This is a genomic window from Rhodobacter sp. 24-YEA-8 (genome assembly GCF_900105075.1).
Taxonomy (GTDB): domain Bacteria; phylum Pseudomonadota; class Alphaproteobacteria; order Rhodobacterales; family Rhodobacteraceae; genus Pseudogemmobacter.
On record NZ_FNSK01000006.1, the window covers coordinates 31,034 to 43,217 of the forward strand.

Consider the following 12,184-nt stretch of genomic DNA (forward strand, 5'->3'; position numbering starts at 1 on the left):
ATCGTGCCGCTGCGGATTTCCAGGTCGGGAGACCTTGATGACCAGTGCCGTTGCCGAACTGCCCGAGGTTGTGGCCCGTTTCTATGCGGCGGCGCTGAATTCGGACCTTTGGACAGAAGCGCTGGATCTGATCACCCTTGCCTTCAATGCGCGCGGCGCCATTCTGCCCGCCGCGACCTTTGTGAAAGGGGCCCTGCCGCATTCAAAGGGGATGGAGCCGGTGCTGCAGCAGTTCTTCGAGGAGAACTGGCATCTGTGCGATGCCCGCACCATCGCCGCACAGCGTTATGTCAGCGCGCATGAGGTGGTGACCGATCAGCTTTTGTTTTCCAGGGCAGAGATCGACCGCAGCCGTTATTATGACGGGTTCGCCCGTTCGGCCGGAGTGCCCTGGTTCTGTGCGGCGTCCCTGGCTATAGACCGGACCCGTAATTATGTCGCGCTCTCGTTGCAGCGGACCGAGGCGCAGGGCCTGTTTGACGATCATGACCTGGCAAAACTCGCGCAGCTCCTGCCGCATCTGCGCAATGCGGCCGAACTTGCACGCAAGGTGGCCCATGTCCAGGCCGGCGGCATTTTACAGGGGCTAGACCGGGCGGGCACGCCGGCGCTGATCGTGAATGGCTGGGGGAAAGTGCTGTTTTCCAACAGTTGTTTTGATCGTCTGTCGCATAGCGCGATCCGGGTCAGTGCGGGGCGCCTCGTGGCCAGTGACCCCGGCCGTCAGTCGGCGCTGGCCGGCATGATCGAAGCCGCCACGCAGTCGCGCCTGTCCCTTGGTCACAGCCCTGGCCCCCTGATGCTGCCCGGCGATGAGGGCATTGCGCCGCTGGTTCTGCGCGCCTCGCCCTATCACGGGGCGATGATCGGGGCCTTTGGCGTGGAAGGTGCGCTCCTGACGCTGGTGGATCTTTCCACCACCCCGCAGACCTCGGCCGCGGCTTTGCGCGCGGTGTTCGATCTGACCCCGCGCGAGGCGCAGGTCATGGCGCTGATCGGGCATGGCCACGACCTCGACCGGATCGCGGGCCTGTTGCAGGTCTCGCGCGAGACGGTGCGGTTTCACCTGAAGGCGATCCTCGGGAAAACCGGCACCCATCGGCAAAGCGAAGTCGCGGCGCTCGCGCTGCGGATTGGTCCGGGCTGATCCCTGGGTCAGGCCTGTTTCACCGCAAGGCGGGCAAGGCCTGGCGGCTGCCCCGTTGCGCGTTTGAAGGCGCGGCTGAAGGCGGCCTGTGAACTGTAGCCCAGACGATGCGCCGCCTCTTCGATCCCGATCCCGCCCTGTGCGATCCATTGCCCGGCCAGCCGCATTCGCAGATCGGTGATATAGCGGATCGGCGTCAGGCCGGTCACCGCAAGGAACCGTTCGGCAAAGACCGAGCGCGAGGCGCCCATCTCATGGGCCATCGTGGCGACCGTCCAGGCCCGGCCCGGATCCTGGTGCAAAGCCAGCAGCACCCGGCCAAGTTTCGGATCGCGCAAAGCCTCGACCCAGCCTGAGGCGCTGCCACAGCCGCTTTCGACCCAGCCCCGGATGATCGAGGCCGCGACCACATCCGCCAGCCGCGCAAGGATGCCGGCAAAACCCGCGCGCCGGGTGCGGGCCTCACGCTCCATCGCCTCCAGCACCGGAAGGATTTCGGGCTGGCGGTCGGCAAGCTGGCTCAGCTGCATCACCTCGGGCATCATGCCGATCAACGGCAGCATGGTGCCAAGGTCGAGATCCATGCAGCCGCTGAACAGGATCACATCCTGGCTGCGGCAGGCCGCCTGATCACAGCTTTTGATCTCATCCACCGCGTCACAGATCGGCGCGCTGGCGAAATCGGCGAGGTCGCGCAGCGGCGCACCCGGCTGTGAGACCAGCGCATGTCCGGTACCGCGCGGCAGGAAAACCGCATCTCCACAGCCAATGCGGCGCGGCGTGCCGTCGATCACCAGCCAGGCCTCGCCCCTGGCCACGAAATGCAGCTGCGCCTTGCCGGGCGCGCCGCCGAATCCGATGCCAAAGGGGGCCGACAGCTGCATCCGGCGATAGCTGATGCCATTAAGCCGCATGCCCATCAACAGCTCGCTCATCATGTCAGGGGTACTGGCACCGCCCGTTGGCAGCGTGGCATTGGGAGATCGGTCGAGCATGGCGGACGCCTGATCAAAAATTGCGGACATGCCATCATAGATCGTCCGCAACAGGAAGGATAGACCACCAGTCCCGACTGACCTTCGAAAGTTCTGACAGATGCACGGATCGCTCTCCCTCCCCGCCGGCCCTGACCGGATCACCCCGCGCTGGAGCGCCGTCTATGCGCTGAGCGTCGGTGTCTTTGGCCTGATCACCGCCGAATTCCTGCCGATGAGCCTGCTCACACCGATGGCAGAGGACCTGCAGATCAGCGAGGGCATGGCCGGCCAGGGCGTGACGGCGACTGCGGTGGTCGCGCTCTTCACCGGGCTTTTGATTGCCACACTGACGCGGGGGATCGACCGGCGGCATGTGCTGCTGAGCTTTTCGGTCCTGCTGGTCGTGTCGAACCTTCTGGTGGCGACCGCGCTCAATTTCCCGACCCTGCTGGCCGGGCGGCTTTTGCTTGGTGTGGCCATTGGCGGGTTCTGGACCATGTCGGCCGCGACCGCGATGCGGCTTGTGCCGGGCGAGGATGTGCCAAAAGCGCTGTCGCTGATCTTTGCCGGCGTCTCGCTGGCGACGGTTGTGTCGACACCGCTGGGCAGCTGGCTTGGCGCGCTGGTCGGCTGGCGCGCGGTGTTCCTCTGGTCGGCCGGGTTCGGCGCCATCGGGCTTTTGCTGCAATGGCGGACCCTGCCCATGATGGCCGCAACCGGAAGCGCAAGCATCGGCACCATCTTCCGCGTTCTGTTGCGCTCGGGCGTCTGGCAGGGGATCGTCTGCGTCACCCTGGTCTTCACCGGCCAGTTCGCGCTTTTCACCTTTATCCGGCCATTTATCGAAACTGCCCTCGGCGCGAGTGTCGGCTGGCTTACGACCTTTCTGCTGGGCTTTGGTGTGGCGAATTTCATCGGCACATTGCTGGCCGGGCCGCTCCTGAAACGCAGTGTCAGCTTCACGCTTTTTGCCATGCCGCTGATCGCGGGTGTCTGCGCGCTGATCCTGTCGGGGCTTCATACTGCATCGCTGCTGAGCCTTGCTCTGATCGCGCTCTGGGGTATGGCCTTTGGCGGCGTGCCGGTGGCCTGGACGACCTGGAATACGCGGATCGCGCCGGATGATGCCGAAAGCGCCGGGGGTCTGATCGTGGCCGCGATCCAGTTCGCCATCGCGCTTGGTGCGGCAAGTGGCGGCGTTATTTACGACACGACCGGGGCGAACGGGGTCTATGCTTTCGGCGGGATGCTTCTGGTTCTCGCCGGTCTGCTGATCGCGCTTGGGGTGCGCGCCCCGGCTGCGGCGCCGGCCTGAACATGCGTGGTGCCGGGGGTCTGATCCCGGCACCCGTCCAGCACAGGGGCCGCGCGGGCAGCTGCGGCCCGATGCATCAGAGCCCTGCCTGCCGGGGCGGCTTCCCGGCTGTCGGCAAACAGAAAATCCTGCCTGCCTGAATGCCCGGCTTTGGTTTCCGCACTGCGGCACTGACCCTGTATTTGAAATCAAATACCCGCATCGGCAGCTATACTCATCGCATCAAAGCGGCCCCACCCGCAGCGCCCCCACGCCCGCAATTTTCAGCCGAGGCAAGATGTCTTTCCCTTTGGCAATGAGGCCAGGCCCGGGGCTCTGCCCGGTTGCGAAATGTCGCGCCTGAGCCCCCCTGTCCCGCCTCAATCCCGGACCTTACGATGACCAAGAGACTGATTTTCAATGCCTTCTGCATGAATGCTTTGTCGCATGTCTATCACGGCTACTGGCGCCATCCCGAAAGCCGTCAGGTCGATTTCAACGATCTGAAGGTCTGGACCGATCTCGCCCGGCTGCTGGAAGAGGCGCGGTTTGACGGGTTGTTTCTGGCCGATGTGATGGGCGTCGACCCGGTCTATAACAACAGCCGCGACATTTATATCGAACAGGGTATCCATTTCCCCTCGAATGATCCGTCAATCCTCGTGGGCGCGCTGGCGGCTGCGACCGAACATCTGGGGCTGATGTTCACCTCGTCGATCATCCAGGCGCATCCGGTCGAATTCGCCCGCCGCGTCTCGACGCTGGACCATTACACGAAAGGCCGCGTCGGCTGGAATATCGTCACTTCGGCCAATAAGGCCTCGGCGGATCTGTTCGGCCATGACGGGCTTACGCGGCATGATGATCGCTATGCCTGGGCGCAGGATTATGTCGAGGCCACCTACAGACTCTGGGAGGGCTCCTGGCAGGAGGGCGCGCTGCTGAAAGACCGGGCGGGGGGTCGTTTCGCCGATCCGGCGCTGGTGCATGACATTCATCACCAGGGGCCGCGCTACCGTATCAGGGGCGTGCATAGTTCGACCCCATCGCCGCAGCGGACGCCGTTTCTGGTCCAGGCCGGGTCATCGCCCAGCGGGCGTGCCTTTGCCGCGGCCCATGCCGAGGCGACTTTTATCGTGGCCCTGACGCCGGATGGCGCGCGGCGTGCGATTGCCGATATCTACAGCCAGTTGCCTGCCAATGGCCGTGCCCCCGGCGATATCCTGTTCTTCCAGGGGTTGTCTTTCGTGATCGGCTCGACCGATGAAGAGGCGCAGCGCAAGGCGCGCGAAGCCGATGACTGGGTCAATTTCGACGCGCTTTCGGCACATGTCGGGCGGGACCTCGGCGTGGATCTGGCAAGGCTGGACCCTGATCAGCCGGTGCGCGAGCTGAAGATCGAAGGGTTGCAGGGCTTCACCACCTTTGTTGAAGAGGCCAATCCCGGCAAGGTGGTGCGGCTGCGTGATCTGAGCACGGCGATGAGCTATAATGGCCGCATCATCGGCTCGCCCGAGACCATCGCGGACCGGCTGGCAGAGTGGCGCGACGCCGGGATTGACGGGGTGAACATCGCCTATCAGACCCTGCCGGGCAGCTTTGCCGATTTCGCGCAACATGTGATGCCGGTTCTGCGCCAGCGCGGGCTGGCACAGACCGATTATGCGCCGGGCACCTTGCGCGAAAAGCTGTTTCCCGGCCGGGGCGCGCTGCTTGGCCCCGGCCATCCGGCCGCCGCGCATCGCGTTCCGGCCCTGCTGCCAGCGTGAGATGCCGGGGGCTCAGCCTCGGGATCTCACCCTTCCGGCCAGACAAGCGAGCGATGGATCTGCGCCCCGGCCCAGGCGCCATCGCCCACCGCCAGCGAGACCGAATGCGGCGCGCGGGCGGTATCGCCGCAGGCAAAGACACCGGAAATCGTGGTCTCCTTGCTGTCGCCGGTGAGGATCTGGCGGCCCATCGGCGTCTCGGTCATCGCGCAGCCAAAGTCTTCGGCCAGAGGGCAGGCCGGCGAGGTGCGCGTCGCGGTGAAGAGCCCGGCAAACTGCAGCACCCGGCCATCTGTCAGTTCAAGATCGGCGTGTCCGGAAAGGCGGGCAATCGGGGTCGCCTCGATCTCTGCACCGCGCCGCGCCAGATCCGCGCGCTCTGCCGCATCGGGCGCGCAGAGGCCGTGGGTCAGAAAGGTGACCGCGCCCCATTCCGGCAGCAATTGCGCCTGATGCAAAGACATCGGCCCCGTGGCGATGACACCGATCCGGCCCTGATCAAGCTCATAGCCATGGCAATAGGGGCAGTGAAACACCGATTTGCCCCAGCGTTCCGCAAGTCCCGGGATTTCGGGGAGCTGATCTTTCACACCACTGGCAAACAGCAGACGCCGACCCTGGACGGGATCTCCCGCCGCCAGGGCAACCTGGAACCGGTCACGCTGGCCGGAGACCCCTGAGGCCTCGTCCCTGATCCAGGTCAGGGTCGGATAGGCCAGCAGCTGGTCGCGCGCCTGTGACCAGATCAGCGCCGGGTCGACCCCATCCTGGCCCAGAAACCCGTGTGACTGGCCGGCAAAGCGGTTGCGCCTTTCGCCCGCGTCGATCACCGTCACTTTGCGGCGCGCGCGCAGCAGTTGCAGGGCGGCTGCCATTCCGGCGTAGCTGCCCCCGATTACGATCACATCCTGCATCTTTCTACTCCTGAGCGGCCCGCCTTGCGGCATGACGGCGGGCGAAATCCCCGGCCAGATCGGCGAGGGAAACGGCGGCGAAACGCTTCAGCAGCAGCGTCTCGGCCTCTTCGAAAGCGTGGTCCAGCGCCGCATTCACCGCTTGTTCAACGAGGCAGTCCGGCGTCTCGTTGCGATTGCCGATGGCGAAGATCGCGGGCTCCCCCAGGGCCTCATGCAGCTGGCGCAGGCTGACTGTCCTGAGATCGGCCGAGATCCGCCAGCCCCCGGCATGGCCGCGCGCGGCAGCCACCAGACCGGCTTCGCGCAGCAGCCCCATGGTGCGGCGCACCACGACCGGGTTGGTGCCAAGGCAGAGGCCGAGCGCCTCGGATGTCATGGGCCCGTCATGCTCTGCCATATGCAAAAGCGCATGCAGGACCGAGGAAAGGCGGCTGTCACGTTTCATGTAACTTCATATGTTTCAAATTGGGATATGTGTCAAGAGGGCCGCCGAAACCACGCGCGCATCGCGGCCCGGGGGCGGGCTAAGATGCGTTCAGTCTGCCATGATGCTGCTGCGCGCCTGGTCGAATGCGTCACGCAGCGCCGGGTGGCCCGTCAGCGCCTCGATCGCATAGGCATTGAGGAACTGGCGACCCGCGAACAAGCGCCGGTCAACCGGGCTGAGCGCCGCCTCTTCGCAGATCGGCCGCCACAGGGTCGCAATCGTTTCGATCTGGTGCTGCATCAATGCCAGTGCCGCCGCCTCGCTCAGATGGAAATCAGATGCGGCAGTCAGGCAGGTCGCCAGGCGGCTTGCGCGCGCGGTGCCCTTGATCAGCATCGCCTGACTGGCCTCTCTGCCTGTCCGGCCCTGGGGGCAGATGTCATAGGCCGGTGTCAGGCTCAGCATCCTGCCATCCCAGAAGGCAGCATGGTTCCTCGCATGATCATCGGTATTGCCGCAAAGCACATTGAAACAGATCCGCGCGTAAAGCTCGTGCAGCGTCGCCTTCGGATCGGTAAAACGGTGGCGGATCAGCTCTGCCAGATCCTCGTAAGAGGCATAGCGGGCCATCATCTCGTCAAGCCCGAGCATGGTCAGGGCCGAGACCATCGCCTGCCTTGTCCAGCCATGGCCCGTATGCCGCCGGTCAAAGCGTTCGATCAGAAGCACATCCTTATGTGCGGCGCGGGTCAGCTGCACGGGGGCAACATTCAGGCCACAGGCCCGCGCCAGTCGCATGGCAATGAACTCGGCCTTCACCACGCTGTAGGTGTCATTGCTGGCGGAAAACTTGGCGATGAATTTCCGATCGCCGTCGTCAATCAGCGCCTTGGGCCGCGCGCCCCCGATCGAAGTGCCGTGATTGAGCGCCTGATCCAGCGCCGGCGGCAGCGGTATACCCTGTTCGATCAGGGCCGCAGCCTCTGTCAGTTCGCCGAGCGAGGCCTCGGTGGCAAGCCGCGGAATATATTCCGTTGCCGAAGCCTGAAAATCCAGCGCACCGATCCGGTCTGATCCCGAGTTCAGAAGAAAGGTCAGCTCGCTCAGTTCCGGCACATCCGGGGCATCCGGGCGTCTGGCCGTCAGCCGGTTGAGGATCACCCGGCGCCCCCAGGCATCCGGCGAGCCGTCGCGGATCGCGCTGGCCATCTGCAGACCGGGTGCCGGTTCGATCAGCCCCTCGCGCAGCGGCAGTTCGGGGGTGTAAAGTGCAATTGCCCCGGCCAGGCGCCGGTAGCTTGCGCCATAGGTGAAATTCAGCCGCTGGCCGTCGCGGTCGAGACGCCCGGCCACAACCGGCTCTGTCGCATCCGGCAGCCAGACCCAGACATAAGCGCTTGTCGGGGCGCTGAAGGGCGTGTCAGAAGTCATCATCAGCCTCCTTCACGCTGCGGCGAACCGCTTTCGGCAGCAAAGCCAGCTTTTCGCCCAGATGCGCATTTTGTAGCTTCAGGCCGCGTTCCCCTTCGCCAAACAGCGCGACACCGACCAGCGCCGCGACCTCGAACACCGTACCGATCTCGGGACCGGGCGCGCCCTTTTCGATATTGGAAAGCGTGGTGCGGCTGATCCCGGCCCGATCGGCAAGATCCTGTGCCGTCAGCCCGCGTTCAGCCCGGCCAATGCGGATCAGGCGACCCAGCATCAGGAGCGCCTCGCGGGTGACGCGGGAATAGGTTCTTCTGCGCGGCATGACGGGGCCTTGTCCGGTTTTCCCGACATAAGACGTGATCGGGTCCATAAGTCCGGACATGATGCTGCTGCGGCCGGACCCTTGTCAACGAATGATCATTAAACTGAACATAAAAGCGTATCACGTCCATAATTCTGGACATAAAATCCTGGCAAGGCCAGCGCCAAGCATCACCAGCGCCGGCAGAAACGGCAGAAGGCGGCGGTTCTTCCCGGTTGCGTAAGTCAGCACCATTGCCAGCGCGAAGGCCGAGACGGTCAGAAGCCCCAGCCAGGCCGAGACTGCAATCGCCGGGTTGGACCGGGCCCGCATCGCGCCCAGAAAAGACAGGCTCAGAAAAACGATGCCGGCCAGGCGGAAGAGGTGCTTTGCCGCCTCGCCCGGCTTCCCGCCGCGCAGTTCCTCGTGATGGCGCGGCATCGCAAGGGCAAGGGCGGTGAAACCGGCATAGCTCAGGATCAGGGCAGACCACGCATACATGATCATTCTCCGGCGATCTGGGGGGCAGGGGGCGCCACCGGTTTGCGGGCGCGCCTGGCAGGTTGTTTCTGCCGTCCGGGCCGCGCTTTCCAGCTTGCGTAAAGGCAGGCGGACCCGCTGAAAAGCGCCATCAGATCGACTGAGACCAGCACCATATTGCCCTGCCACAGCGCCCGGATCAGGTCTGACGGGCCGGTCAGCGCGTTCAGGATCGGCAGCGTCAGCAAAAGCACCGCCGCAAGGCTGAACTGCTCACACCAGGATTTCGCGGGCGCGCGCAGGAAAGGGTGGATCAGCGCCAGCGCCCAGATCGCGAAGAAGGCATAAATCTCGAGATCTGCCCGGTCCTTCGCCCCTGCCGGGATCAGCCGGTTGGCCCAGAAATAGCCCGCAGTCGCCACTGTCAGCCCGGCAATCGCGCCGACATTCAGCCGGTCAACCAGCCGCAGGCCAAAAGGCTGCACCCCGGATTTTGCATGTTTCGACGCCCGTTTCGACACCCAGAGCACCAGGCCCGATCCGACCATCACTGTGCCCGCGACACCCGCGACAAAAAACAGCCATCGCAACCCGGTATCGGCAAACCGCGCCCGGTGCAGCGCACCAAGCGCCATATTCACATTGGCCACCGCCGAGGCCTCGGGCCGACCGGTCGCCTCGATCAGCGTGCCGTTCAATCCGTCAAACCGCATCCTCTCGGACCCGTTGGAGCCAGAGCCGCTCTGCACCGTCACCACCGACTGGCGGAGCGGGATCAGAAGGATCTCGGGCCGGCCGGTATCCAGTTTTTCGATCTGGATCCGCCCGACCGGCATGCCGTTCCAGGCGGTTTCGGCCTGCGCCAGCAGCGGTGCAAGCGCGGTCAGCTGGGCCAGCGGGCGAGACGGCAGGGCTTCTGCGACCTCCACGGCAGGCGCGGGGCCACGCGCAGGGCCGCGTTCGATCACAAAGGGCATCAGCGTGGCGACAAACAGCACCAGCCCGGAAAAGGTGATCATTATATGATAAGGCAGCGCCAGAACAGCGGTCATATTATGCATGTCGAGCCAGGAACGCTGGCCCTTTCCGGGGCGGAAGGTGAAGAATTCCTTGAAGATTTTCTTATGGGTGATGACGCCCGAGATGATCGCGATAAACATTGCCATTGTGGCGATGCCGACGATCCAGCGCGCCAGCTCACGCGGCAATCCGTGCAATTCGAAATGGAAACGGTAGAGGAATTCACCCCCCGCCGTCTCGCGCGGGGTGAGGGTCTCGCCTGTGGAGGCATCAAGCACAGTCGCGGGCGCGCCGCGCCGGCCCGGGGCCTCGCCGGGCTTGGCCCAGGAAACCGAGAGCACCGGGCTGCGGCTTTCGGGCAGGGTGATCGACCAGGACGCCGCCGCAGGTGCCAGCTCCTTCAGCCGCGACACAGCGAGCCCCACGGGGTCTTCGGAGACCACCGAAGCGTGCAGTTCGGGTTTCATCCACCAGGTCACCTCCGTGCGGAAATAGGCCACGGTGCCGGTGAGGAAGATCGCGAACAGGAGCCAGCCGAGCAAAAGCCCGGTCCAGGTGTGCAGCCAGGCCATCGACTGACGGAAGCCGTTTTTCATGCGCGGGCCTCCGGGGCGAACCACCACAGGGCTGCACAAAGCGCCACCGGCACCAGAATGCCGATCCAGGCGCGCCATGCGTCACGGGTTGCAAAGGCCCAGATCGCGGCCAGGGCGAAGACGACAAAGGACAGCATCAGCGCAAGCTGGCCTGCGTCACGCGGCTCCATCGGCACCTGCGCGCGGAAGGCCAGCACGAAGAGGTTCGCCAGTAAATAGCCCCCCGCCAGGGCCGCAAGGCTGCGCGAGATGACTGCGAGGCGGTAGCGCAATCCCTCATCTTCGGGTTTCGGCCTTACGGCTTCGGTCTGGCGCGCGCGGGCTGGCATATCGGAATCCGGATCGGGAAAGCTGCGGGGGGGCGGGGATCACCCCCGCGCCCGGGCGAGGTCCGGGCGCGGGAGATCTGCGGCACGGGAGCGGTGTGCCGCAACGGGGGGAACCGCTTACTCTGCGGGGGCAATCCGGGTCAGCTGATCGCCTTTGGTATCCTCGGGGCCACGCGCCTTGTTGACCGCGAAGACCACGCCTTCGGGGGTTATGGCGAGGTGGTTCGGGAAGGAATGGCCGTCGAGATTTGCGGTGATCGCCCCCGTCGCCGCATCAACAACGGTGATCGTGTCCGAGGCCCGGTTCGCCACATAGAGCTGGCCGGAAACCGCATCAAAGACCACATTCAGCGTCTGCGCGCCGACCGGCGTGTCAAAGAGCACCTTGCCGTCGGCCTCCAGCGCGATCACGTCATCGCTGCCTTGCGAGGCGATGAAGATCCGCCCGGTCGCCGGGTCGATATCAACGCCCGACGCGGTCTTCGCCCCCGGCAGCGCGATGATTGTGGTCTCGCGGCTGGCGAGGTCGATCCGGGCCACTTCCGGCGTGCGCAGTGACACGGTGTAAAGCTGGCCTTTATCTGCGTCGAGAACGAGGCTCATGGTGCCAAACTGACCGCCACGTTCGGCCGATTGCACCTCGAAGCCTTCCAGCTTTTGCAGCGTTTTCAGATCGAATTCCTCGATCCGCGTGCGGTGGGTCGAGATCCAGGCCCGGCCGCGCGCCTGGTCGATCACCACATCGCGGGGCTTTTCGACCGAACCCGGCTCGAACTGCTTCACCAGCGAGAGGTCATCCTGCTTGTAAATCGCGACCGAAGAGGTACGGGTATTCGTCACCCAGACGGTGCCATTCTCGTCATCCACCGCGATGCCAAAGGCGCCGTAAAGCCCGTTTTCCTTGTCGAAATAGGGCGAGGCCTCGGCCAGTTTTTCCAGCGTGGTCGCGTCGAATTTGACGATGGAAGAGGTGCCCTTGTCGCCGCGCCCGGTGGCAGATGCGGTAAAAACGGTGCCATTTTTGGCGCTATGGGCGACCTGATAGACGCCCGGCGCGGTTTTCACGCTGATGCCGGTATAATTCTGCCCGCCCGAAAGCGGGATCTCGGGCGAGATTTTCAGGTCGACCACGGCAGCGCTGTCGGGGCCTTCGGCCTCGACCACGATCGGGTGCTGGCCGGTCACCGCATCCGCCGGCAAGGTCAGCGGGAAGGCAAATTTGCCCTCCTGATCGGCGCTGAGGCCCTCGGGCGAAATCAGATCGCCGCCCCGGCTCAGGGTGACGATCTGGCCAGGGGCGAAGCCTTCGCCCGAGACCTCGACCGCGCCGCCGGCATAGGCGGGGCTGCGGTTCGGCCCCGAGAAGGAAACCTGGCCTGTAAAGGGCGCGGGCGCATCAAACACCGCATCGGCGGCGACAAGCGAGCTGCTGCCCATCAGAAGGACGAGCGCGAGAACAGGGCGGGAAAGACGGGTCATGACGGCTCCTGGAAGAT

The 12,184-nt window shown here is 64.8% G+C and carries 12 protein-coding genes; 3 read left to right on the plus strand and 9 right to left on the minus strand.

All coding sequences use genetic code 11. The features are described from left to right. Window positions 1-37 precede the first annotated feature (37 nt). Window positions 38-1,147: a helix-turn-helix transcriptional regulator gene (locus tag BLW25_RS22845; RefSeq protein ID WP_092904510.1), complete on the plus strand. Its 1,110-nt coding sequence runs from the start codon at window positions 38-40 to the stop codon at window positions 1,145-1,147. A gap of 8 nt (window positions 1,148-1,155) precedes the next feature. On the opposite strand, the gene BLW25_RS22850 is transcribed toward BLW25_RS22845, so the two are convergent. After that, window positions 1,156-2,142, minus strand: coding sequence for an AraC family transcriptional regulator (locus BLW25_RS22850; RefSeq protein WP_143040600.1), 987 nt, complete (start codon window positions 2,140-2,142; stop codon window positions 1,156-1,158). A 100-nt stretch (window positions 2,143-2,242) separates the two neighbouring features. On the opposite strand from BLW25_RS22850, the gene BLW25_RS22855 reads away from it, so the two are divergent. Together BLW25_RS22855 and BLW25_RS22860 are read left to right on the plus strand one after the other, a co-directional pair. Continuing rightward, window positions 2,243-3,439 (plus strand): MFS transporter, encoded by a 1,197-nt coding sequence (locus BLW25_RS22855; protein WP_092904512.1) that lies wholly within the window; start codon window positions 2,243-2,245, stop codon window positions 3,437-3,439. Between the two features lie 377 nt (window positions 3,440-3,816). Further along, on the plus strand, window positions 3,817-5,187 hold the full coding sequence (locus tag BLW25_RS22860; protein ID WP_092904514.1) for an NtaA/DmoA family FMN-dependent monooxygenase: 1,371 nt from the start codon (window positions 3,817-3,819) through the stop codon (window positions 5,185-5,187). Between the two features lie 26 nt (window positions 5,188-5,213). Here the strand turns inward: BLW25_RS22860 and BLW25_RS22865 are convergent, their stop codons facing one another. The 8 genes from BLW25_RS22865 to BLW25_RS22900 all read right to left on the minus strand — a co-directional run bounded on the left by BLW25_RS22865 (window position 5,214) and on the right by BLW25_RS22900 (window position 12,167). Next, window positions 5,214-6,101 carry an NAD(P)/FAD-dependent oxidoreductase gene (locus tag BLW25_RS22865; protein WP_092904516.1) on the minus strand — a complete coding sequence of 296 codons (888 nt, stop codon included), beginning with the start codon at window positions 6,099-6,101 and terminating at the stop codon, window positions 5,214-5,216. Window positions 6,102-6,105: 4 nt separating this feature from the next. Continuing rightward, window positions 6,106-6,549, minus strand: coding sequence for an Rrf2 family transcriptional regulator (locus tag BLW25_RS22870; RefSeq protein WP_092904518.1), 444 nt, complete (start codon window positions 6,547-6,549; stop codon window positions 6,106-6,108). Window positions 6,550-6,639: 90 nt separating this feature from the next. Then, window positions 6,640-7,962 carry a type II toxin-antitoxin system HipA family toxin gene (locus tag BLW25_RS22875; RefSeq protein ID WP_092904520.1) on the minus strand — a complete coding sequence of 441 codons (1,323 nt, stop codon included), beginning with the start codon at window positions 7,960-7,962 and terminating at the stop codon, window positions 6,640-6,642. Continuing rightward, window positions 7,952-8,344, minus strand: a complete 393-nt coding sequence (locus BLW25_RS22880; RefSeq protein ID WP_253188629.1) for a helix-turn-helix transcriptional regulator — start codon at window positions 8,342-8,344, stop codon at window positions 7,952-7,954. Before BLW25_RS22880 ends, BLW25_RS22875 begins: the two co-directional genes overlap by 11 nt. Window positions 8,345-8,404: 60 nt before the next feature. Beyond that, the gene (locus BLW25_RS22885) at window positions 8,405-8,764 is read right to left on the minus strand and encodes a DUF3325 domain-containing protein (protein ID WP_171909724.1); all 360 of its coding nucleotides are present in this window, start codon (window positions 8,762-8,764) and stop codon (window positions 8,405-8,407) included. Between the two features lie 2 nt (window positions 8,765-8,766). Then, complete coding sequence (locus tag BLW25_RS22890) at window positions 8,767-10,359, minus strand: PepSY-associated TM helix domain-containing protein (protein ID WP_092904524.1); 1,593 nt, start codon at window positions 10,357-10,359, stop codon at window positions 8,767-8,769. Next, a complete protein-coding gene (locus BLW25_RS22895; protein ID WP_092904526.1) occupies window positions 10,356-10,688 on the minus strand; it encodes a DUF3649 domain-containing protein in 333 nt (110 codons plus the stop codon). The genes BLW25_RS22890 and BLW25_RS22895 overlap by 4 nt, the downstream gene beginning before the upstream one ends. Before the next feature lie 117 nt (window positions 10,689-10,805). After that, window positions 10,806-12,167, minus strand: coding sequence for a Vgb family protein (locus tag BLW25_RS22900; protein WP_092904528.1), 1,362 nt, complete (start codon window positions 12,165-12,167; stop codon window positions 10,806-10,808). Window positions 12,168-12,184: the final 17 nt, after the last annotated feature.

What these genes read in the sequence shown, in the direction of transcription:
- BLW25_RS22845 (WP_092904510.1), top strand. Translation starts at nt 38, where the DNA reads ATGACCAGTGCCGTTGCCGAACTGCCCGAGGTTGTGGCCCGTTTCTAT.
- BLW25_RS22850 (WP_143040600.1), bottom strand. Translation starts at nt 2,142, where the DNA reads ATGCTCGACCGATCTCCCAATGCCACGCTGCCAACGGGCGGTGCCAGT.
- BLW25_RS22855 (WP_092904512.1), top strand. Translation starts at nt 2,243, where the DNA reads ATGCACGGATCGCTCTCCCTCCCCGCCGGCCCTGACCGGATCACCCCG.
- BLW25_RS22860 (WP_092904514.1), top strand. Translation starts at nt 3,817, where the DNA reads ATGACCAAGAGACTGATTTTCAATGCCTTCTGCATGAATGCTTTGTCG.
- BLW25_RS22865 (WP_092904516.1), bottom strand. Translation starts at nt 6,101, where the DNA reads ATGCAGGATGTGATCGTAATCGGGGGCAGCTACGCCGGAATGGCAGCC.
- BLW25_RS22870 (WP_092904518.1), bottom strand. Translation starts at nt 6,549, where the DNA reads ATGAAACGTGACAGCCGCCTTTCCTCGGTCCTGCATGCGCTTTTGCAT.
- BLW25_RS22875 (WP_092904520.1), bottom strand. Translation starts at nt 7,962, where the DNA reads ATGACTTCTGACACGCCCTTCAGCGCCCCGACAAGCGCTTATGTCTGG.
- BLW25_RS22880 (WP_253188629.1), bottom strand. Translation starts at nt 8,344, where the DNA reads ATGTCCGGACTTATGGACCCGATCACGTCTTATGTCGGGAAAACCGGA.
- BLW25_RS22885 (WP_171909724.1), bottom strand. Translation starts at nt 8,764, where the DNA reads ATGTATGCGTGGTCTGCCCTGATCCTGAGCTATGCCGGTTTCACCGCC.
- BLW25_RS22890 (WP_092904524.1), bottom strand. Translation starts at nt 10,359, where the DNA reads ATGAAAAACGGCTTCCGTCAGTCGATGGCCTGGCTGCACACCTGGACC.
- BLW25_RS22895 (WP_092904526.1), bottom strand. Translation starts at nt 10,688, where the DNA reads ATGCCAGCCCGCGCGCGCCAGACCGAAGCCGTAAGGCCGAAACCCGAA.
- BLW25_RS22900 (WP_092904528.1), bottom strand. Translation starts at nt 12,167, where the DNA reads ATGACCCGTCTTTCCCGCCCTGTTCTCGCGCTCGTCCTTCTGATGGGC.